Source organism: Alcanivorax sp. VBW004, assembly GCF_009718865.1.
In the GTDB taxonomy this organism is placed as follows: domain Bacteria; phylum Pseudomonadota; class Gammaproteobacteria; order Pseudomonadales; family Alcanivoracaceae; genus Alcanivorax.
In genome coordinates, this window is record NZ_WNHC01000013.1 from 1 (window position 1) to 1,261 (window position 1,261).

At 49.6% G+C, this 1,261-nt stretch carries 2 protein-coding genes; both read right to left on the minus strand.

Annotated features, from left to right (window positions below):
- Positions 1 to 875: HupE/UreJ family protein (locus F1529_RS17485; RefSeq protein ID WP_370457074.1), on the minus strand; the 875-nt coding region annotated here is incomplete at its 3' end.
- Between the two features lie 3 nt (positions 876 to 878).
- On the minus strand, positions 879 to 1,261 hold a 383-nt coding region (locus tag F1529_RS17490; RefSeq protein ID WP_196220451.1), incomplete at its 5' end, for an efflux RND transporter permease subunit.

A 1,261-nucleotide genomic window follows, 5' to 3' on the forward strand; every position in this document is an offset into this window, starting at 1 on the left:
CCGTCACCATGGGCGTGAGGATTAGAGGCACTGTTTGGCAACTCCTCCGGCTCACGACCCTCTGTTTCAACCTCACCGTTAACACTATCCTCTGCATCCAAATCAAAGCGCTTCTCGTACCCGGACAGCGGAGAATTAGCAACCCCCATGTCTTCATGAGTATGCTGGTGATCATCCTTGTTCAGCGGAAATTCATCAGGATTGCTTGAGTGTAGATATCCATGCAGCTGCATCAACAGCAACAGCAACCCCAACACCATCAGCAGCCCATTGGTCGCTTGACTGAAGCGTTTGAACGATGCCATGCGGCGCCAACCAGACAATAAAAACAACATGATGGCCAGCGCAGCAATCTGCCCCAACTCTACGCCAACATTGAAAGCCAGGATGCGAAAAACCAAACCATCTTCTGCCAGAGGTAATTGCTGCAATCGCGTCGACAGTCCAAACCCGTGAATAAGACCGAAAGCGAAAACCATCCACATTAAGTTTGGTGACTTCATCTTCAGATAAGTCTTGAAACCGCCAAGGTTATCAAACGCCTTATAGCAGACAGTCAGAGCGATAACCGCATCCACTAAGTAGTAATTCGCCTGAATACTATAGAGGGTGGCAAACACCAGAGTAATCGAGTGGCCAATGGAAAACGCGGTTATAAAACGAACAATGTCACTGAAGCGGGTCAGAAAGAACACCACGCCGAACAGAAACAGTAAATGGTCATAGCCTGTGACCATGTGCATCGCTCCAAGCTCAATGTACTCCATGAAACCGGCATTGAGCGCCCTCGCCTTATCCTCTGCTGACATGCCATGCCCCATGGCGATGCTGCTTGCCAAAATGGATAGAAGACCAATCCAGTATTTCAATTTCACAACCTAAACTCCCTTGTTGTTGATTTGCTGCGCTGCCTTCCCATTGACCAGCCGGTACAGGGCTGGCAGGACAAATAGCGTTAGCAAGGTAGAAGAAATAATGCCGCCAATAACGACAGTCGCCAGTGGTCGCTGAACCTCAGACCCGATACCCGTATTCAGCGCCATCGGCACAAAACCCAATGATGCCACCAGTGCGGTGGTTATAATTGGCCGTAACCTGGTCACCGCGCCTTCAATAATCGCGTCATCCAGCGTTACACCTTCATGCATCAACTCACGGATAAACGACACCATTACCAACCCATTGAGGATGGCAATACCCGAGAGCGCGATGAAACCCACAGCTGCAGAAATGGAAAAGGGGATATCTCTGAGAAACAGCA